The organism is Phytohabitans kaempferiae, from assembly GCF_042433955.1.
In the GTDB taxonomy this organism is placed as follows: Bacteria; Actinomycetota; Actinomycetes; order Mycobacteriales; family Micromonosporaceae; genus Phytohabitans; species Phytohabitans kaempferiae.
The window spans coordinates 156,432-169,820 of the sequence record NZ_JBHLUH010000005.1; the positions used below are offsets into that span (position 1 = coordinate 156,432).

The window sequence follows — 13,389 nt, forward strand, 5'->3', positions numbered from 1 at the left end:
TCCCCTCGGCTACCAATACAGCGATCACCGTCAATGTATCACGCGTTCTTCGTCTCTACGAGCGACGCGAATGCCACGATGTTGTCCTGGTATCCGGTGCTCCCGCCGACCCACCGGCCACCGCAGGTGATCAGGCGTAGGCCGGGGCGCGTGTAGTCGCCGTAGACCCGCTCGGTGGGGAGCTTGGACTTGCCGAAGCGCTCCACCGAGTTGACCTCGAAGATCGCCATCGACCGGTCGCGGCGGGTCACCTCGATCCGGTCACCGGGCTTGAGCTTGGGCACCGAGAAGAAGACGGACGGGCCGTCCTTGGTGTCGGCGTGCCCCACGATGATCGCCGGGCCGAACTCGCCCGGCGTCGGCCCCCGGTCGTACCAGCCCGCCTCGTTGTGCCGGTGCACCGAGGGCACCGAGATCGAGCCGTCGTCGGCGAGGCCCACACCGTGCACCGGGGCTCTCACGTCGATCGACTCGATCGCGATGCGGATCGGGCGGCTCGGCTCCATGACCGGGAACTCGCGTGGCGGCGGCTTGCTGTCGCCGGAGAGCGCCGCCCAGAGGCCGGTCTCCTCGGTCAGGCCGGCGCCCACCGCGAGCACGCCGGCGAGTGCCACCACGATGGCGACCGGACCGGTGAACCGGCTGGCGGCCATCGATCAGGTCGTCTCGGCGCGGCGCCGCCGCAGCGTGTACGCCCCCAGGAGCGCCCCGACCGCGATGGCGACCACGCCGCCACCGACCAGGAGGCCGCCGGAGCCGTCGCCGGCCATGCCGCCGAAGCCGGTGGCCGGACCCTCGCTCGGCCGACCGCCCGGGAGCACGTTGAGCCGGGCGGTGGCCGACCCGCCGCCCTCGCAGCTCAGCCGCACCTCGTAGCGGCGGGCATCCCGCTCGGCCGGCACGGTCACAGCCGCGGTCAGCACGTCGAACTGCGGATAGACCCTGACCTCGCCGAACGCGCCAGACTCCACAGTGGCCGGTTTGGTGTTGTCGTCGCAGCTCGCCCGGATCCCGACCAGGTATCCAGCCTGGACGGTCTCCGGGTTGAGCTCGACGTAGGTGGCGGCCTTCATCCGGAGCGTGGTGCCGCCCTGCGGCACGGAGGCCGAACGGTGGGCGTCGGCGGCGTGCGCTGGCGCCGCTGTGGACAGGACCACGGCCATGATGACGGCGGCCGCTGCGATGGCGCCGCGTCCTCCCATGGTCAGATTCTCCCCGTGATCGACTCGTCCTTCAAGTCGCTCTCCCGGAGGGACGCGGCGCCGATGCCGTGCCGTTACGTGGCCACGCAGGTCGGCGTGGGCGCCGTGTTGCTCCCGGTCCAGCTTCCGATGAAGCCGAAGGTGGCCGAGGCGTTCGGCGCGATGGCGCCGTTGTAGCCCACGTTCGTGACGGTCACAGTGGACCCGCTCTGCGTGTACGAACCGCCCCACATCTGGTTGACCCGCTGCCCGTTGGGGAAGGTCAGGCGCACCGTCCAGCCGCTGGTCGCGGAGGTGCGGATGTTGCGCACGACGACCTCGCCCTGGAAGCCGCCCGGCCACTGCCCGACCGTACGGTAGGTGGCGGCGCACCCGTCACCGGTGCCCGGCGGCGGTCCGGTGGTCGGTGGGGCGGTCGTGGGCGGTGCCGTCGTCGGGGGCGCGGTGGTCGGCGGCGCGGTGGTCGGGGGCGGCGTCGTCGGGTTCACGCCGCCCAGGGCGGCCGCGAGTGCCGGGTACCACCGGTCCGCGATCTTCTGGTCGCCGGCGGCGTTGGGGTGCACGCCGTCGTACGTGTCGGTCGCGGTGTTGAAGCCGGTCCACTGGTCGACCACGGTGATCGGCGACTGGCTGGTGGTCTTGCCGGCGGCCCAGGCGGGGATCGCGTTGTTGAACGACACCACGCGCTGCCCGCACTCGGCGCACTGGCTGGTACCCATCGGGATGATCTTCGCGACCAGGATCCGCATCCGCGGGTTGCTGGCCCGCATCTGGTCGACAAGCTTGGAGAACGCGGCCAGGATGACGTCGTTCGACCGATTGCTCCACACGTCGTTGGTGCCGAAGTGCATCATCACCACGTCGGGGCGCGTGGCGGCGAGCCAGCCGACGAGCTGGTTCTGGTCGGCGACGTTGGTGGCGAGGAAGCCGCCGTGCCCCTCGTTGTCCCCGTCGTACGCCACGCCGCACCCCTGAGGTGGCAGAGTGCCGACGAAGTCGACGTCGGTGAGGCCGCCGCTCTGCAGCCGGTTCCACAGGATGGCGCGCCAGCAGCCGGGCGAGCCGGTGATCGAGTCGCCGAGCGGCATGACCCGCACCGGGGCGGCCGCGCTGGCCTCAGGGGCGGTCACCACCTGCTGGGCGGCGATGAACGCGATCGCGGCCATCAGGCCGGCGAGCAGGGACCTTTTCCACATGCACCGCATTGAAGCATGTGGATACATTCCAACTCAACCGGTTCAGGGACTAAGTTTGTCGTACCGTCGGATTAGAATGTGTGTACGAACACGGCTCGTCACTCTTCGTTAGGAGACTGCTGTGACCGGCGCCCCTCCCCCCTACGCCACCTTGCTCGCCTTCACCCGTTATGTCGGGCGCACCGGCCCGCGCAAGGCCACCTTCGTCTCGGGCCTGCGCCGCCAGCGCGAGTCCGGTTCCGGGTTCAACCCGCACGGCACGCTGGTCAAGGCACTCAAGGCCGACATCCAGTTCCGCACCGGCGGGGCGCACCTGACCGCCGCCATCGACCTGGTCCGACCACGCTGGCGCCCGCTCTACGAGGCGATCACCCCCGGCGCCCTCGCCTACCTGGGCTCACTCGGCGACCCGGCGGCGGTCGGGCTGGCACAGACCCGCGACGCGCTCGGCGTGCTCGGCGGTCTCTCCATCAAGGTCAACCCGCACCTCGGCCTGCGCTACGACGACGGCCGCGCCGAGGCGGTCCGCCTCCACTTCGACCCCGACCCGCCGGCCGACGAGGCGCTGGTCGCCACGCTGCACCTCATGACCCGCCATATGCGGCAGGTGTTGCCGCACGCCACGCCGGTCGTGGTCGACGTGCGCCGCGGCCTGGTCCACCGCCCCGACCCGGCGACGAAGCCCGAGGAGGTCGAGCGCTGGCTGACCGGCGAGGCCGCCGCCTTCGCCGCGATGTGGGGCGCCGTGGCCTGACCTCCCACCTTCCCGCCGGGACGGGACCCCCGGCGGGCCGGCGGCGCCGGTCGCGAAGCCGCGGCCGGCGCCGCCGTATCCTTGGCGGGCCATGAACTCACCCCGCACCTCCGCCGTCCACCACGCCCGGGTCCGCACCTTCCATCCCCGGCGCGGCCGGATGAACGGCCGCCACGCCGACGCGCTCACCCGGCTCTGGCCGCTGTGGGGCGTGCCCATCCCGGAGACGCCCACCGCCCGCCTCGACCTGCCCGCCCTCTTCGGCCGGCGGGCGCCCCTGGTGCTGGAGATCGGCTCCGGCATGGGCGAGGCGACGGTGGAGATGGCCGCCGCCGACCCGCACCGCGACTACCTCGCCGTCGACGTGCACACGCCCGGCGTGGCTAACCTGCTCGCGGTGGTCGAGGAGCGAGGGCTGACCAACGTACGGGTCGGCCTCGGCGACGCCATCGTGCTGCTGCGCCACATGCTCGCACCGGCCAGCCTGAGCGCGGTGCACGCCTTCTTCCCCGACCCGTGGCCCAAGGCGCGCCACCACAAGCGCCGGCTGATCCAGCCCGCACACGTCGCGCTGCTCCGCTCCCGGCTCGTGCCCGGCGGGGCGCTGCGGTGCGCCACCGACTGGGCCGAGTACGCCGAGGTCATGCTGGAGACGCTGGCCGCCGACCCGGAGCTGGTCAACGAGCACGAGGCGTACGCGCCGCGGCTGGCCGAGCGCCCGCTCACGAAGTTCGAGCAGCGCGGCGTCGAGGCCGGCCGGGAGATCTTCGACCTGTCGTTCCGCCGCCGCTGAGACGCGAGGCGACCGCGCGAGGCGGCCCGCGCGGGCCGCAGGAAGCCACAGTGGACTGTCCTATGTGAGCGCCACGGCCAGCCCGAGCCGGCGCAGGAGCGGGCCGTACGGACGTCCCCGGGGCGCGGGATCGACCGGCGGCGGCGCCTCCTCCCCGGCCCGCGCGGCCAGCACGTCGGTGACGAGCCCGGTCGACGGCGGATCGAGTACGAGGAAGCCGGCGGCGACCAGGTTGAGCACGGGCACCAGATGCTGCTCCACCTCGTTCGCCGGCACCAGGCCGAGGATGCCGTGCGCCACGGCCTCCACCATGCCCCGCCGGTCGATCGGCCCGGCGTGCACCAGCACGGCGGTCCAGCCGAGCGCCGCCCCGGCCCGCAGCTGGTCGATCGTGGGGTCGACCAGGACCCGTACGACCGGCCCTCGGTGCGAGCGGAGCCAGTGCACCTGCGCGACCGCCTCCGGCCCCTGCTCGCGGACGACCGCCAGCCGGTGCACGATCAGCGTCGTGACGACCCGGTCCAGCACCGGGCTCGGATTGCCCACCGTCACCGCCAGCACCGGCCGCCCCAGCGGCGCGGTCGGTTCGTCGCCGGGGTCGGCCGCCCGCTCGGCGGTCGCGGCCGGCGGCGCGGGCGCGCCCACCTTGGCGTAGACCCGGCGCCGGTGGTTTTCCACGGTGCCGGGGCTGATGGCGAGCAGGTCGGCGATCTCGGCGACCCGGTGCCCGGAGCGGAGCAGCAGGAGGATCTCGCGCTGGCGGGCGGTGAGCGCGCCGCCCGCCAGGGGGCCGGACGGGAGCCCGCGCAGCACGGCGAGGAGTCCGCCGAGACCGTGCGCGGACGGCACCAGCGCCACCACGCCGCACCTGCACACCGCGGCGAGATCCGCGGCCGAGAGCCGCTCGTACACCAGCACCACCGAGATCGCCGGCAGCCGCGTGTGGAGGGTACGGAGCACGGACAGCAGCTCGCCCGGTCGCGGACCCCCGTCGACGAGCACGATGTCGGGCCGCTGGTGCTCGGCCAGCGGCGCCAGCTCGGACCCGCGGTCGACCTGACCCACGAGCGTGTAGTCGGGCAGCGTGCCGAGGTACGCCGCCAGCGCGTCGCGCCGGAGCTGATCCGCGGAACACACCACGACGCGGGCGGGTCCCGGTGCACTTCCACTACCCATGGGGCCCCCTGGTGAGGAGCAGGGACAGCCATCGGTGGGGATGGATTTCCAAGCAGGATACCGAGTGGCGCCACGCCCGAGTCCCGCTGCGCCAAGCGGTACCTGGGACGCGACGAGCGGTACGACATCTGCGCCGAACGGCCAGAGTGGACGGTGCCGGTCGCGGCCGGCGGCTGGGGCGGAGGATGGCTTACGCCAGAAGAGGGCTCGGCCCCGGCCGGTCCGCTCGGTGGCCGCGATCAGCCTCACACTTGTCACCAGGGCGGTAAGGGATCTACGGTCAGCGCAGCTGCGCCATGTCGCAGATGCGTCAACGAGGGATGTGCACCGTGCTCGAAGCGGCCGGACTGAGCGCCGCGGAGGAGTCGACCTACCTGTCTCTGGTGCGCCAGGGCAGCGCCCCACTCCCCCAGCTCGCCGACCGCATCGGGCTCACCGCCGCCGGCACTCGACGGGCGGTCGCGGGCCTGCAGCGCAAAGGGCTGGTGCACCGCACGCCGCCACCGCAGGAGCGGGTCGTCCCGGTCCCGCCCGACCTCGCCGTGGAGCAGCTCGTCCGGCGCCGCATGGAGGAGCTGGAGCGCACTCGCGAGGCCGCGCTCCGCCTCGCCGACGAGGCCGAGCACCTGGTGGCCAGCCGCAGCACCGAGGAGCTGATCGAGATCGTCTCCGGGCGGGCGGCGGTGGGGCGCGCGTTCGACCGGGTCCAGCGCACCGCCCGCAAGGAGATGCGGGTGCTGGTCGCGCCGCCGTACGCGAAGCCCACCGGGGTCAACCGCACGCAGCTCGACCGCGAGGCCGCCGGCGTGAGCTACCGGGCCGTGTACGACGCGACCGCCCTCGCCGACCCCGGCGTGGCGGCCGCCGCCGCGACCCACCTGCGCGCCGGCGAGCAGGCCCGGCTGGTCGAGACGCTCCCCACCAAGCTCGCCATCGCCGACCGGGAGCTGGCGCTGCTGCCGCTGGCGTACGCCACCGCGGCCCACGACGCGGCCCTGCTGGTCCACCCCTGCGGGCTGCTGGACGCGCTGATCGCCCTCTTTGAGACCCTCTGGGCGGTTGCCACGCCGCTCGCGCTGGGTGACAACGACGAGCCGACCGCCGACGGGGGCCTCACCGCCGCCGACCGCCAGCTCCTCTCGCTGCTCGTCGCCGGGCTCACCGACGAGGCGGCCGCCGCCCGGCTGGGCGTGAGCCGCCGCACGGTCGTACGCCGCGTGCAGCACCTGATGGAGCTGACCCATTCCCGCTCCCGGCTCCAGCTGGGCTGGCAGGCACGCGAGCGCGGCTGGCTCTGACCTCGCCCGCGTGGGGCGCCGGGCGACGCGACCTGGCATCCTTGAACGGCTATGACGCTCACCGACCTCGTACCCCGCGACTCCGGCCCCGACGCCACCTTCGACGCGTTCGCGTCCTGGGCCGCTGACCAGGGGCTCACCCTCTACCCCCATCAGGAAGAGGCGCTGATCGAGATCGTGTCGGGCGCCAACGTCATCCTGAGCACCCCCACCGGCTCGGGCAAGAGCATGGTGGCGCTCGGCGCGCACTTCGCGGCGCTCGCCACCGGCCGCACCACCTTCTACACCGCGCCGATCAAGGCGCTGGTGTCGGAGAAGTTCTTCGCGCTCTGCCAGGCCTTCGGCGCGGAACACGTCGGCATGCTCACCGGCGACGCCAGCGTCAACGAGGACGCCCCGATCATCTGCTGCACAGCCGAGATCCTCGCCAACATCGCGCTCCGCGAGGGCGCCGAGGCCGACGTCGGCCTGGTCGTGATGGACGAGTTCCACTTCTACTCCGAGCCCGACCGGGGCTGGGCCTGGCAGGTGCCGCTGCTGGAGCTGCCGCAGGCGCAGTTCGTGCTGATGTCGGCCACGCTCGGCGACGTCTCCTTCTTCGAGAAGGACCTGACCCGACGCACCGGCCGCCCCACCGCCGTCGTCCGCTCGGCCGCGCGGCCGGTCCCGCTCTTCTTCTCGTACGTCACGACGCCGCTGCACGAGACCATCGAGGAGCTGCTCACCACGCACCAGGCTCCGGTCTACATCGTCCACTTCACCCAGGCGGCCGCGTTGGAACGGGCGCAGGCGCTGATGAGCGTCAACCTGAGCACGCGCGCGGAGAAGGACGCGATCGCGCAGGCCATCGGCAACTTCCGGTTTACCGCCGGCTTCGGGCGCACGCTGTCCCGCCTCGTGCGGCACGGCGTCGGCGTGCACCACGCCGGCATGCTGCCCCGCTACCGCCGGCTCGTGGAGACCCTCGCCCAGGCCGGCCTGCTCAAGGTGATCTGCGGCACCGACACGCTCGGCGTGGGCATCAACGTTCCGATCAGGACGGTGCTCTTCACCGCGCTGAGCAAGTACGACGGCACGAAGACGCGGCTGCTCAAGGCACGCGAGTTCCACCAGATCGCGGGGCGGGCCGGGCGGGCCGGATACGACACGGTGGGCACGGTGGTCGTGCAGGCGCCCGAGCACGTCATCGAAAACGAGAAGGCGCTCGCCAAGGCCGGCGACGACCCGAAGAAGCGTCGCAAGGTGGTCCGCAAGAAGCCGCCGGAGGGCTCGATCGGCTGGGGCAAGCCCACCTTCGACCGGCTGGTCGAGGCGGAGCCGGAGCCGCTCACGTCGAGCTTCACGGTCAGCCACTCGATGCTGCTCAACGTAATCGGCCGTCCGGGCGACGCGTTCGCCGCGATGCGCCACCTGCTCACCGACAACCACGACGACCGGGCCACGCAGCGCCGCCACATCCGGCGAGCCATCGCCATGTACCGGGCGCTCCTCGCCGCCGGCGTGGTGACCCGCGCGCCGGTCAGACTCGCCGTCGACCTCCAGTTCGACTTCGCGCTCAACCAGCCGCTGTCGCCGTTCGCGCTGGCCGCCTTCGAGCTGCTGGACCGCGACGCGGTCACGTATCCGCTGGACGTCCTCTCGGTCGTCGAGTCCACCTTGGACGATCCGCGGCAGGTCCTCTCCGCGCAGCAGTTCAAGGCCCGCGGCGAGGCGGTCGCCGCGATGAAGGCCGACGGCATCGAGTACGAGGCGCGGCTGGAGCTGCTGGAGGAGGTGACCCACCCCAAGCCGCTGGCCGAGCTGCTGGAGGTGGGCTTCGAGGCGTACCGAAAGGGTCACCCCTGGGTCGCCGACCACGAGCTGCGGCCCAAGTCGGTGGCGCGCGACATGTACGAGCGGGCCATGACCTTCACCGAGTACGTGGCCTTTTACGGGCTTTCCCGCTCTGAAGGGCTGGTGCTGCGCTACCTCGCCGACGCCTACAAGGCGCTGCGCCAGACCGTGCCCGACGAGGCCAAGACCGAGGAGCTGACCGACCTGGTCGAGTGGCTCGGCGAGCTGGTCCGGCAGGTCGACTCCAGCCTCCTCGACGAGTGGGAGCGCCTCCGCCTGGGCACCGACGGCGCGGCCGAGGCCCCGGTCGACGAGCGCCCGCCCGCGGTCACCCGCAACGCCCGCGCGTTCCGCGTGCTGGTGCGCAACGCCCTCTTCCGCCGCGTCGAGCTGGCCGCCCTGCGCCGGTGGGACGAGCTGGGCGCGCTCGACGCCGAGTCCGGCTGGGACGCCGAGGCGTGGGCGGAGGCGCTGGAGCCGTACTTCGCCGAGCACACCGACATCGGCACCGGCCCGGACGCCCGCGGCCCGGCGCTGCTCATGATCGACCAGGGCCGCGACCGCTGGACCGTACGCCAGATCCTCGACGACCCCGCGGGCCACCACGACTGGGCCATCACCGCGGAGATCGACCTGGCCGAGTCCGACGAGCTGGGCGCCGCGGCCGTCCGCGTCGTCTCGGTGGGCTCCGACTGACCTCCGCCGAGGTCGGTCCTGCCGACCTTGGAGGATCCATTCCAGACAGATGTGGGCTACCGCGATGTCCGCCGCGCTCCAGACCGCCGCTCCCGCAGCCTCACCCTCCGCGGTCCACACAAATTCACCCTTTGGGGTCAACTGTGGAGTTTTCAGAGTCGAGGTGGTCGCGCGGCTGGGCTGGCCTCGGAGCTGCGGTCCTGTGTTGGAGAAGCTGTCGGGTTGGGCGCACCGGTGCGCCCAACCCGAACGGGACGCCCGATACCGACCTGCGGCGTGGACGCCAGGCCGGTGGTTGCCGTGCCGAACCCGGCAGGTGTGTGGGCGTTTGTCAGGGACATCGCCTCTTCAAACCGGCCGTAAGAGGGCTACGTCCCCGACAAAGCCCTCTTGCCCGGGCTGACCGGGCCGGGAGGCGGTCCGTCCGTGGCGACCAGTTGACCCCAGAGGGTGAACTTTTCGCCACGCACGACCTTGACCTCCAGACCGGGAGCACCCCCGCCCCCAAAAAAGGGGCACGCGGGCACGCCCTCGATCAACCAGATGCGGCCGGATCAAGAGAGTTTTCGGAGTCGGGGTGGAGGGCGTGATCGAGCGTCCGTGGCGACGCGTGGCGACAAAATCGGGGGACTTGCTGTTACGCCCGTAGCGGGAGGCAGCAAAAGTCAGGGATGTTGTCGGGATCTTGGCGGGAGGGCGCCCAGGATTCCGGGGCTTTAATGCCTACCGTCAGGTAGCCCCCCGGGGCCGGCGGCGACACGCGGCGGCGAGCAACCGGGGCGTCGTGCCTGCTTTCGGGCTTGCGGTGAGCCGACAAATCGGCAGAATGCGGCGGTCTGTGGTGACCATTGTGGACGGGGCCAAGAGCCTGACTCCGAAGCTCTCAAAGACGGCTTGTGGCGCCAATAGCAGCCATGAATAGCAGCCATGACTCGTCTTGACCCGGAGGCTGCCTGCCCGGTGGGCAGTCCGATCGCGAGGCTGAGGAAGTGTGCCGGCGGCAGACCGTGCGCCGCACGCGCGCCGGTGATACGGCGCGAGTTGGCGCGTTGACGCGCCCAACGCGACAGCTCCGCCCGGGCCGAGGCCCACGTCGGGCCAGGTCGCGATCGCGAGGACGCGGAGGGTGAGGCTGCGGGAGCAACGGTCAGGAGCACGACGGGCATCGCGGCAGCTCCCCTCTGTCACACCAGGGGCGAACCGCAACGGACAGAGCACACTCATGGCGCCCTCGCGGCCGGTCCGAAGGCTCTCCAGGGCGAGGGGCCCGCGCTCTCCGCGCGGACCCCTCCACTGTGGAGCGTGTGGCTAGCCGAGCAGGTGTGCCAGCGAGCGGTCCACCAGCTGGTCACGGGCGGCCGGTGCGAGGCCCTCCAGTCCGAATCCGGTGTAGACGGTGTCCGGGGTGACGACGATGCCGCCCTCGTCGAACGCCGTCTGCGTGCGGGCCCAGTCGTTGCTGTTCGGGTTGGAGCCCGGCGCCGGGCCGGCCACCGTCCAGCCACCGAGGTCGGCCTCGAACGAGGTCTCCGCGATCTGCGCACCGTTGGCGAAGAGTCGCACGTCGTCGAGGAAGACACCGAGGCCCTGAGTGGCCCAGTCGCTCACGTACGAGATGGAGAGCTCGACCTGCTTGCCCGCGTACGCGGTCAGGTCGACCGACCACTCCGCCCAGCCGCCGGACGGGCCGGTGGCCGCGTTCCACGTACCGGTGGTGCCCGTCGGCGAGCAGTCCGCGCCCTGGTAGTGGGCGAGGAACGGATGCAGCTGCGAGACCCAGCCCGAGGTGCAGCTGGAACCGGTCTCGGTGCCGGTGTGCCCGTTGGCGTCCGGCAGCGTGGTCCACGCGTCGGTGCCCACCTCGTGCGCCTCGACGATGAGGAAGTCCCACTCCGTCTCGATGTCGTACGAGGCCCAGAAGCGCAGCTCGCCACTTGTCGCGCCGGTCAGGTCGACCGTGCGGGTCAGCCGCTTGTACGCCTGGTCGGCCTGGCCGCTGAAGGCGTACCAGTCACCGGTCAGCGGGTCGAACGGCGCCGCGCCCGGCCGATCCCAGTCGCCCGCGATCTCGCTGCGGAACTGCGGGAACTCCCCGACCGGCAGGAAGCTGGACGTGGGCAGGAACGAGGCCGTGTGCGCCTGGTTGGCCGCCGAGCCGTCGGCGTTGAGCGTGCCACCGGCCCAGCCGGCGAGCTGGCCGCGGCCGGTGAGCGGGTAGTGCGTGCCGTCGGCCCCCGTGCCGCCGCCGCTGACGTACGTGTGCGCGCCGAGCCAGTACTGCTGGAAGTCGTTCAGCAGCGGCAGGCAGGCCAGGTCGTCGGGGTCGGTGCACTCGGGCGGCGCGGCGGGGTTGTAGAAGTACGACCCGTTTGCCCCCTGAGCCAGCAGCGCGTTCTGCCCGCCGACGAAGAGCTTGCCGCCCTCGTTGAGGTAGTCGCGCACGTGCAGCTCGGTGTCGAGAGCCGCCTTGGTGGTCGTGCCCGGCACCTGTCCGGCCGAGCGCTGGATGACGTCGTCGCCGGTCTCCCAGAACACCGCCTTGTAGTGCGAGAGCACGCCGAGGTGGTGGGGCGCCTCGCGGCCCTGCGTGTCGAAGTCGTACACGTCAGTGCTGTAGCCGGCCTTGTTGATCGCGGCCACGTGCTCGTCGGCGTACTTGGCGGAGGTGCCCTCCTGCACCGGGCTGAGGCCGGTCACGTCTTCGGCCGCGAACACGAGGACCTCGCCGCCGATGTCGCTGTTGACCGTGTACGTGAAGTGGTCGCTCGCGACGACGCCGACCTTCGGCTTGCGCCCGGTGAACCAAACCTCGACCCGGTCGCCCGGCTTCGCTCCGGTCACGTTGCCGCGCAGCTCGGCGAAGTAGTCGTGGTGCGTGTCGCCGTAGCGCTCGCCGCCCTTCCACTCCTTGACGCCCACCGTCTTGGGGCGGCCGCCGTTGATCGTGTAGTGCATCCGCACGTCCTTGAGCGCGCGGCGGGCGATCGTGGCGACGGGCTGGTTGCGCCCGAACGAGACGTCGAACGCGTCGATCACGAAGTCGGGCGTGCTGCGGCCGATCACCGAGACCGGCTCGTCCGGGTCGAGAGCGGACTTGCCGACCGCCAGCGCGAACGGGATGTTCTTGGCGACCTCGGCCGCGATCAGCTCCTCGTCGTCGGGGAAGATGAACGAGCTGACGCAGTCTTCCGGCTCCCACTCGTCGTCGGGCACGGAGGCGGCGACGGTCTGGCAGGTCGACATCTCCGGCGTGAAGCCGAGCGTGCCGTACTTGACGGTGGCGTGCGTGTCGGTGTCGCCGTTGGTGATGTAGAGCTCGGCCGAGATGTCGGGGTCGTAGCCGGGCACCGCCGGGTTGGCGTCGTCGCCGGCCATCACCTTGTAGATCTCGTCGTCGGGGGTCGGCGTGCTCTGCTGCCAGCCCACGCCGTAGAGCAGCAGCTCGGCGGCGGAGTGGTAGTTGATCATGAACTCGAAGCCGATCCGGCGGAACAGCCGGTCGAGCGCCTGGGTCTCCGGCTCGGAGTTGGGCCCGGAGCCACGGAACGTGTCGCTGGCGATATCGGTCGAGGAGCCCTCGTTGTCGAAGCCCCACTTGTAGCCGAAGTTGCGGTTGAGGTCGACGCCGTCGAGCGTGGTGATCTGGCCGTCACCGTCGTTGTCGCGCAGGTTCTTGCGCCACAGGCGGTTGCCCTCGGTGAACGTGTAGTCGTAACCGTCGGGGTTGGCCACCGGGATGAACCACAGCTCGGTGGTGTCGACGAGCTTGGTGAGCTCGGCGTCGGTGCCGTATCCGGTGAGCACGTGGTGCATCAGCCGGCGCACCATCTCAGGCGTGATCCACTCGCGGGCGTGCTGTGCGCCGAGGTAGAGGGTCGAGGGACGCTTGCCTTCCGGCACGTTCTTCGCGCCCTTGGTGACCCGGACGGCGAGGATCGGCTGCCCGTTGACCGACTTGCCGATCGACACCAGCTTGGTGATCTTGGGGTAGCGGGCGACGGTCGCGGTGAGCTCGTCGCGGATGCCGCCCGGCTCGCTGTACGAACGGAAGGCCGACCAACCCCGCGCCGACTGCTCGCGCAGCGCCTGCGTCGCCGACTTGCCCTCCACCTGCTTCGGAGACAGCTTCACGCCCTTGGTCGCGAGCTTCTCCGCCTGGAATCCACTGAGCACCAGCTCGACCGTGGTGTTACCGGACTTGTCCGTGGAGGCCGGGGCCTCCGCCAGGTCGACGCCGGCTGAACGGGTCACGTCGAGCTGCTGCGGCGTGAGCGTCCCGACATACACCCCCAGCTTGTCGGTGCCGCCGCCGGGTCTCGACGGCGCCTGAGCGCCCGCCGGTATGGCTGGTGCCAACGCACCCACCAGAGTGAGCACGCAGGCGGTCGCCAACCGTGCTGTCCTCATTGCGCCTCCTCTATGTTGAAGGTCGTCCACGCGT

The 13,389-nt window shown here is 71.6% G+C and carries 9 protein-coding genes; 4 read left to right on the forward strand and 5 right to left on the reverse strand.

The features are described 5' to 3' along the window. Nucleotides 1-38: 38 nt before the first annotated feature. The 3 genes from ACFFIA_RS05160 to ACFFIA_RS05170 form a co-directional block, all read right to left on the reverse strand. Nucleotides 39-653, reverse strand: coding sequence for a class F sortase (locus tag ACFFIA_RS05160; protein WP_377246161.1), 615 nt, complete (start codon nucleotides 651-653; stop codon nucleotides 39-41). Between the two features lie 3 nt (nucleotides 654-656). Continuing rightward, nucleotides 657-1,202, reverse strand: coding sequence for a hypothetical protein (locus ACFFIA_RS05165; RefSeq protein WP_377246164.1), 546 nt, complete (start codon nucleotides 1,200-1,202; stop codon nucleotides 657-659). Between the two features lie 74 nt (nucleotides 1,203-1,276). Continuing rightward, complete coding sequence (locus tag ACFFIA_RS05170; protein ID WP_377246167.1) at nucleotides 1,277-2,398, reverse strand: cellulose binding domain-containing protein; 1,122 nt, start codon at nucleotides 2,396-2,398, stop codon at nucleotides 1,277-1,279. Between the two features lie 121 nt (nucleotides 2,399-2,519). Here ACFFIA_RS05170 and ACFFIA_RS05175 point away from each other — a divergent pair, with 121 nt between their 5' ends. Both ACFFIA_RS05175 and trmB read left to right on the forward strand, forming a co-directional pair. Next, nucleotides 2,520-3,152: a hypothetical protein gene (locus ACFFIA_RS05175; RefSeq protein ID WP_377246170.1), complete on the forward strand. Its 633-nt coding sequence runs from the start codon at nucleotides 2,520-2,522 to the stop codon at nucleotides 3,150-3,152. Between the two features lie 91 nt (nucleotides 3,153-3,243). Beyond that, a complete protein-coding gene (trmB, locus tag ACFFIA_RS05180) occupies nucleotides 3,244-3,945 on the forward strand; it encodes a tRNA (guanosine(46)-N7)-methyltransferase TrmB (protein WP_377246173.1) in 702 nt (233 codons plus the stop codon). Between the two features lie 60 nt (nucleotides 3,946-4,005). On the opposite strand, the gene ACFFIA_RS05185 is transcribed toward trmB, so the two are convergent. After that, the gene (locus ACFFIA_RS05185) at nucleotides 4,006-5,085 is read right to left on the reverse strand and encodes a response regulator transcription factor (protein ID WP_377246177.1); all 1,080 of its coding nucleotides are present in this window, start codon (nucleotides 5,083-5,085) and stop codon (nucleotides 4,006-4,008) included. A 341-nt stretch (nucleotides 5,086-5,426) separates the two neighbouring features. Between ACFFIA_RS05185 and ACFFIA_RS05190 the strand changes: the two genes are divergently transcribed. Together ACFFIA_RS05190 and ACFFIA_RS05195 are read left to right on the forward strand one after the other, a co-directional pair. Next, a complete protein-coding gene (locus ACFFIA_RS05190; protein WP_377246180.1) occupies nucleotides 5,427-6,419 on the forward strand; it encodes a TrmB family transcriptional regulator in 993 nt (330 codons plus the stop codon). Nucleotides 6,420-6,470: 51 nt separating this feature from the next. After that, nucleotides 6,471-8,948 carry a DEAD/DEAH box helicase gene (locus tag ACFFIA_RS05195; protein ID WP_377246183.1) on the forward strand — a complete coding sequence of 826 codons (2,478 nt, stop codon included), beginning with the start codon at nucleotides 6,471-6,473 and terminating at the stop codon, nucleotides 8,946-8,948. A 1,308-nt stretch (nucleotides 8,949-10,256) separates the two neighbouring features. Here the strand turns inward: ACFFIA_RS05195 and ACFFIA_RS05200 are convergent. After that, entirely contained in the window at nucleotides 10,257-13,355 is a 3,099-nt protein-coding gene (locus ACFFIA_RS05200; protein ID WP_377246186.1) for a M14 family metallopeptidase, read from the reverse strand. Nucleotides 13,356-13,389 lie beyond the last annotated feature (34 nt).

What these genes read in the sequence shown, in the direction of transcription:
- ACFFIA_RS05160 (WP_377246161.1), bottom strand. Translation starts at nt 653, where the DNA reads ATGGCCGCCAGCCGGTTCACCGGTCCGGTCGCCATCGTGGTGGCACTC.
- ACFFIA_RS05165 (WP_377246164.1), bottom strand. Translation starts at nt 1,202, where the DNA reads ATGGGAGGACGCGGCGCCATCGCAGCGGCCGCCGTCATCATGGCCGTG.
- ACFFIA_RS05170 (WP_377246167.1), bottom strand. Translation starts at nt 2,398, where the DNA reads ATGTGGAAAAGGTCCCTGCTCGCCGGCCTGATGGCCGCGATCGCGTTC.
- trmB (WP_377246173.1), top strand. Translation starts at nt 3,244, where the DNA reads ATGAACTCACCCCGCACCTCCGCCGTCCACCACGCCCGGGTCCGCACC.
- ACFFIA_RS05190 (WP_377246180.1), top strand. Translation starts at nt 5,427, where the DNA reads ATGCGTCAACGAGGGATGTGCACCGTGCTCGAAGCGGCCGGACTGAGC.
- ACFFIA_RS05195 (WP_377246183.1), top strand. Translation starts at nt 6,471, where the DNA reads ATGACGCTCACCGACCTCGTACCCCGCGACTCCGGCCCCGACGCCACC.
- ACFFIA_RS05200 (WP_377246186.1), bottom strand. Translation starts at nt 13,355, where the DNA reads ATGAGGACAGCACGGTTGGCGACCGCCTGCGTGCTCACTCTGGTGGGT.